This is a genomic window from Bacillota bacterium (genome assembly GCA_013314855.1).
Lineage (GTDB): Bacteria > Bacillota > Clostridia > Acetivibrionales > DUMC01 > Ch48.
In genome coordinates this window covers 47,318-53,594 of the sequence record JABUEW010000011.1, presented here as the reverse complement: position 1 = coordinate 53,594, position 6,277 = coordinate 47,318, and the positions used below count along the sequence as shown (strand labels likewise).

General features: G+C 32.9%; 4 protein-coding genes. 3 read left to right on the top strand and 1 reads right to left on the bottom strand.

The window, feature by feature from the left end:
• The first annotated feature begins 211 nt into the window (after window positions 1-211).
• Window positions 212-1,843, top strand: coding sequence for a histidine kinase (locus HPY74_03120; protein NSW89669.1), 1,632 nt, complete (start codon window positions 212-214; stop codon window positions 1,841-1,843).
• A gap of 160 nt (window positions 1,844-2,003) precedes the next feature.
• On the opposite strand, the gene HPY74_03115 is transcribed toward HPY74_03120, so the two are convergent.
• Window positions 2,004-2,693: a hypothetical protein gene (locus HPY74_03115; protein NSW89668.1), complete on the bottom strand. Its 690-nt coding sequence runs from the start codon at window positions 2,691-2,693 to the stop codon at window positions 2,004-2,006.
• Window positions 2,694-2,995: 302 nt separating this feature from the next.
• Between HPY74_03115 and HPY74_03110 the strand changes: the two genes are divergently transcribed.
• Together HPY74_03110 and HPY74_03105 are read left to right on the top strand one after the other, a co-directional pair.
• Window positions 2,996-4,474 carry a helix-turn-helix domain-containing protein gene (locus HPY74_03110; GenBank protein ID NSW89667.1) on the top strand — a complete coding sequence of 493 codons (1,479 nt, stop codon included), beginning with the start codon at window positions 2,996-2,998 and terminating at the stop codon, window positions 4,472-4,474.
• A gap of 736 nt (window positions 4,475-5,210) precedes the next feature.
• On the top strand, window positions 5,211-5,969 hold the full coding sequence (locus HPY74_03105) for a type II toxin-antitoxin system Phd/YefM family antitoxin (protein ID NSW89666.1): 759 nt from the start codon (window positions 5,211-5,213) through the stop codon (window positions 5,967-5,969).
• The last annotated feature ends 308 nt before the right edge of the window (window positions 5,970-6,277 follow it).

Genomic DNA, 6,277 nt, shown 5'->3' with positions numbered 1-6,277 from the left:
AATTTTCTTATCCTTGCTATATACACCTGTTTCCATATTTTTATTATAACATGCTGCTCTTAAAAAAACCAGCCCTTTTTTAAAATATGCTCTATTGCTGTATAAAAAATTTTATGAAGAGGCCCTTTCAAAGAATTTACTCATAGCCTCCTTTTTGTTCTTCATTATAATCCCGGTTTTATGCTTTAGCCTTTTAAGCTATTTTTATATAATGGATATCATAAAAACAAAAATTACCGATAATGCCATAAATATGTTGGAACAGATCAATATAAACATTGAGAATGAAGCTATAAGAATTGATAATTATTTTGACCAAATTGTTAATGATTCCAATATTCAAAGCCAGATAAAAAGTGCAAGATTTGACTATATTGATTACAATTTAAAAGTGCTATTTGATAACTGGGATAAATATTTTGACAAATTATTCTTTCGAAACAAAATCAATAATGTTTTTTTAATTTCTCCTGTTAAAGGGTTTTATCATTATCGAGAAATTATATATTTAAACGAAGATGATATAAGAAATAACGAGTGGTATAAAAGCACAGTGTCTATGCAAGGAAAAACTAATTGGATTGGTATGAAAAACAGTGGAAGTATTATTAACCCGAATAGTTATTTATTTTTTGCTAGCAGGGCTATACTGGATAAAAAAAGCTTCAAATCAATTGGGGTAATATCTATAGCTATAGAAGAAGCAAACTTTAGGAGAATCTATTCTAATATACCTAATAATAGTCAATTTTTTGTAATTGATGATAAAAATCGTATTATTATCGCCTCACAGCATAACACACTTGGAAAACAATTGTCAGATTTTCCGCATGCAATATCCCCTAAAGATCCGGCAGGTTCATATCAAGTATCAAATGGCAAAGAAGCATATTTATGCATATATTCATCTTCTAACAAGTACGGGTGGAGGATTGTAAATAAAATACCGCTTAATTCTATTTTTAAGGAACTAACTATAGTTAGGGATTCGGCTTTTATTATAATTCTTATTTGTATTACGATATTTGCGTTTTTCCTATATATAATATACAGAAATATTTCTAAGCCACTTCAATATCTTATCAACTTTATCAATGAGATTGAGTCTGGAACTGAGAAAGTTGATCTAAGAAAGTTTTCATGTTATGAATTACTAAAAATCAGTTCCGGAGTTATTTCATTAGTGGAAAAACTTGAAAAAACAGAAAAGAAGAGTCAAAAAATGGAGCTGGCAAAACTCCAAGCTCAGATTAACCCCCATTTTCTATATAACACATTAAATTCTATAAAATATATTGCTCTAAAGAACAACCAGGATTTGATCAGTGAACTTGTCACTTCTCTTGTAAAGCTATTGAAAAATAGTATTAGCAGGGAAGGTGAATTTATCACGGTACAAGATGAGATTTCAAATGTGAAGCACTATATAAATATTCAAAGCATTATTTATGAAAATAAAATTCATTTTTCATATGAACTTGATAGCGAATTGGATAAGTATTATGTCCCTAATTTTATATTACAACCGCTGGTGGAAAACTGCATTTTCCATGGTGTCAACCCGAATAGCAATGAAGGTATTATAACTATTCGTAATTATCGAATAGATAATAATTTATTCTTTGAAGTTGAAGATAACGGCAAGGGTATAGATGAGCAGAAAATGAATGAAATTATAAATAGCAGTAGCAACAAAAACAACTTCAGTAATCTTGGTATCAGGGGAATTCATGAAAAATTAAAACTAATCTATGGCGCAGATTACAGTCTGGAGATAAAGAGCAAAATTGATTCGGGAACAACTATAATAATTAAGTTACCTATTCAAAACAAAAATAAGTGAACTTGAAAACAGATTTAGGAATTAGAGGAAATAAGCCTTAAAATACCAATATAAAGAAAAAAATGGCAAGGAGTTAAGAATTGGACCTTGAAAATGTGCATAGCGAAGCTGAACCTGGAAGATGACAGGTTCTCTAATGAAGGGATAAATTTATGGGCATTTAGGCAGGTATATCTTTTAAAACCGGGAACAAGTCAGTGATTTTCAAATCACAGTTTTTGTACCAGGCATCGATATACATGCAAAAAGCGCCGAGGAAAACCCTGACTGTCCAGCGCTGGATGGAACGCACGCCGGCATGCTTTATGGCGAAGTCGTTTTTAATACGGTCGTTGCAGCGTTCTGTAGAAGGCCGCTTGTTGTAAAGGGTGTTCCAGAGATCCGAGTTTCTTGGCCTTCTGTAATGGGATTTGTGGAAGAGTTTATCAATAATTACGAGACGGTCCATGAAGTCGTAGAAGGTACCGACGCCTGGTATGGTATCCGGGAGATAGGACTCATTGCCTGAGGGTTTATAGCCCCAGGGGAGAAAGCCGCTCAGTATGGCGAGCAGGTCATTGTTGCGGAGTTCTTTTATCCATGCATCGATGCTTGTAAATTTACAGTAAGTCATAAGGATAAGTGAGCGGAACAAGGCAAGAGGGTCTTTGGGTTTGGCTCCGCAGGGTGAATTGGTGTAAGCATGCCTGATGATGTCATAGAGGCCTGTCAGGTCGGAAATGAAGAAGGCGACAATGTGTTTGGCATAGCGCAGTACAGGAATAAGTTTATTCACATTGATGTAGAAGGCATTGATGAAAGACAATACAAAATCCTGATACTGCTTATGTGTAGATTTAGAGAACAGCATAGCAAACCACTCCTTTTTGGTATTATTGAATAAAAATAGTATCTATTTCCATTTTGGAGTGGTTTTGCCAAAATCAAGTTTGATATATGGCTATTAGCACAATTTATGGCTGTATATTATTAAATATCTGATAATATATTCTAAAATCAGCCATTTTTGCAATTAGGGATATATTATATAAGATGTTAATATATGGTCAGAATTGGAGTGAATAGCTTTATGTCAACTTTATTGATACATTATTTTTCAATGCTCGGAATGGTTTCCGAGAGAACTTATAATTTATCGGGGGGATTAAGGCAATGATCAAAATTTTGCTGGTAGACGATGAACCCATTGTGTTAGAGGTATTAAAACAGAAAGTTCCATGGAAAATGTTTGATATGGAAATCATTGGCCTTGCTTACGATGGATATACTGCTTTATCATTTATAGCACAAAATGATGTTGATATTGTTTTCACTGATGTAAAAATGCCTCATATGGATGGATACATTTTAATTGAAAAGGCTCTGGCAATTAAGCCCGATACCAAATTTGTTGTTTTAAGCTCCTATAGTGATTTTCATCTTGTAAAAAAGTCTTTTCAAGCCGGTGCACTTGATTATGTTCTAAAAGAGGATATTGATTCAACAAACATGCTTGATGCGCTTGAACGTTATAAACAACTAGTTCTGGAAACACCAAAGAGAAAAAAATATTTAGAAACTTACTTTAGAGAAACAGCACAAAAGAATACTACTCTGAAGTTAAATAGTCAGTATATAGTTTTAGTAATTAATCACTGTCAAAATAAGTATGAGGATTGTATAAAGTTAAATCTAAAAAATATGGAACAGGAATATTCCATCATATGGCTAGTATTCCTTAAAGGGATTATAGTGGTTTTTGACATTGCTAGTTTCAAGGTTTCCTCAAAAGAAAATCTATTATTTAGAAAAATACAAAACATTGTAAGGGAACAAATTCTCAAAGAAACGACCCACAATTACTTAGTTGGAATTAGCGATATTGGAACACTGCATACATTAGATTCGTTATGCACACAGGCAATTGAACGAATCGAATCTCTAAAATTCTATCTTGATGATAAATTCTTCCATGAAAGTCAATTTTCATCTAGCGAGATCTATGAGGTAAATACTATAAAATTCAAGGATGACCTGCGTTATCATATAAACAACATAGATTTTAATAAAGTTAAAGAAGTATTGATTAGCTTTTTGGAATTACTAAAATTCCATCGGATTGATAAAAAAGTTGTATTGGAAGTAACATTAGAGCTATATTTATACCTTATCAACCATATTTTCGATCTTGGACTTCTTCCAAACAAATTCAAAGGGGATAGTATCCATGTAAAACAACAAATCAGCAACTTTACTTCCTTTACCCAATTAGAAAAGTGGATCTCGAACCAAATTAATGAAATAGAGAACTATTTCTTATCATTAAAAGGTACACAACCAATCACTCTAATAAAACTTTATCTTGAGCAAAATTTTGGAAAGAATTTATCACTTAGAGAAATTGCACAAAAGTTTGGATTCAATGAGAGTTATTTAAGTAGAAAATTCGCAAGTGAAACCGGAGTCCGAATCAAAGAGTATATTAGTCTTTTGCGGTTAGAAAAAGCTAAAAAGCTTTTGACAACTACAAATATGAAAATGACAGAAATATCCGAGAAAGTTGGTTATGCAAATGTAGAACATTTTTCAAGAGTTTTTAAAAAATATATTGGTGTATCTCCAATTCTATATAAGAATAGTAGCAAGCTATGACGATAAACAAACACAACAATTTTATCGTTTGTTTGATTACCAAGTTTTCCTTTTAAGAGGCCGTTTTTTTACTAACTGATTTTACTTTTTTACTACCTGGGAAACAGCATCAACTCTCTTTTTTTTACATTTGATAGCAAATTTTAATTTCCACCCTCTGTATTTTTCAATATATCACTTCCGGCAGCACTATTGGTGTTTCACTTTTTAACGTAAAAATCATCTTGCATATATTGAGCTGACAAGTGGGTCCAATCCTGATAATACTGTTCTTGAAACTTTTATATATATGTAGAATGTCTTGCATAAATTTGGTTCAAACCTTAAGTTTGCAAGGGGTAAAAGCAGTTCCCTTAATGCGGATTCTCGCCGGAAGGTATTCTCATACAGGGACTTTTCAGGTATATATCCCTCGCTTGAAGATAAATACCTATCCTTAAGCTCCTTGATACTGCCTCTTATTTTATCGCTGTCGGCTATACTTTTGCCAAACCCATATATAGCCCTGTAAATTGTGCTATGCGCTATTTTATTATTTTCATCACAGAAATTTTGAGGTATCTTCCTTAAGGAAAGATCCGATGTTTCATAAACGGCGGTTTTATGATATTATGAACCCTGTATTTTAAATAGTGGCATTGCAGTATAATATTGCAAATAATCGTACGATATAATATTATATATGTACAAAACCAAAAGCTATATTGTACGAAATAAAACTATAGTACGGGGTGATATGAATATGGAAAAGGAAAATAAAGTGGTAATCACAGCCACAGAATTGAAGTCCAACCTTGGGAAATACCTGGATTATGTATGTGATGATAACGAGGTAGTAATTACAAAAAACGGCAAGAAAGTAGTTCGCATGACACCGTATATTACGGATATTGAGAGGTATTTTACCGTACGGGAAAAAGCTCCGGATTATCAGTACGGTGGAAAAAAGGTATCCTATGAAGAATTCATGGAAATTTATGAAAAAAGCGATCTGCGTATGGAGTACATCAATGGGGAGATTGTCCTGTTGTCGTCCCCAAGCACCTATCATCAGGATATTTCCGGAAATCTATATATCCTGTTAAGAAATTATCTGAAGGGAAAGCCTTGTAAGGTATTCTATTCACCTTTTGATGTACACTTTTATAAAAAAGATTTTAAAGATCCGGATGTGATGCAGCCTGATTTGCTTATTGCCTGTGACTTGGAGCATACTGTGGACGAAAGGGGGCGGTATATGGGAACACCAACGCTGGTGGTAGAGATATTATCGCCTGGTACCAGGTCTAAAGACATGGTAGATAAATTGAATACTTATATGCTGTCGGGTGTAAAGGAATTCTGGGTAGTAGACCCTGAGGGAAGAACCGTACTGGTTTACGGGTTCAAAGATTTTCAGATTGACTCGTTTGTAACGTATAAAAACAGTGAAGTTGTAAAATCGTATTGGTTTGATGGCCTGCAGGCACCACTCAAAGAGGTATTTGAATCATAAGAGATTGAAAAGAAATGATTGTTAGCGGATTTGTGAATATAGGAAATCGCATACTGCCATATTAAAACATGATGGTAAATAAACTATGGATGCGAAGTGCAGGATTTATAATTATAATATATGTGCATTTATAATAAATTTTAACAGAATCATGTTCAAAAATATCATTTTTTTGATATAATTAAAAAAGTAAATGAAATTTTACTAATATGTTTGTTTTGTATAATATTGTAAAATTTAAAGGCAAAACCTGAACAGTAAACGCAAAAATAAAGCAGTAAATACAAAAATAAAAATAAGGTGGGATT

Coding starts and splice junctions, on each gene's coding strand:
- HPY74_03120 (NSW89669.1), top strand. CDS start 212: ATGGATATCATAAAAACAAAAATTACCGATAATGCCATAAATATGTTG.
- HPY74_03115 (NSW89668.1), bottom strand. CDS start 2,693: ATGCTGTTCTCTAAATCTACACATAAGCAGTATCAGGATTTTGTATTG.
- HPY74_03110 (NSW89667.1), top strand. CDS start 2,996: ATGATCAAAATTTTGCTGGTAGACGATGAACCCATTGTGTTAGAGGTA.
- HPY74_03105 (NSW89666.1), top strand. CDS start 5,211: ATGAATATGGAAAAGGAAAATAAAGTGGTAATCACAGCCACAGAATTG.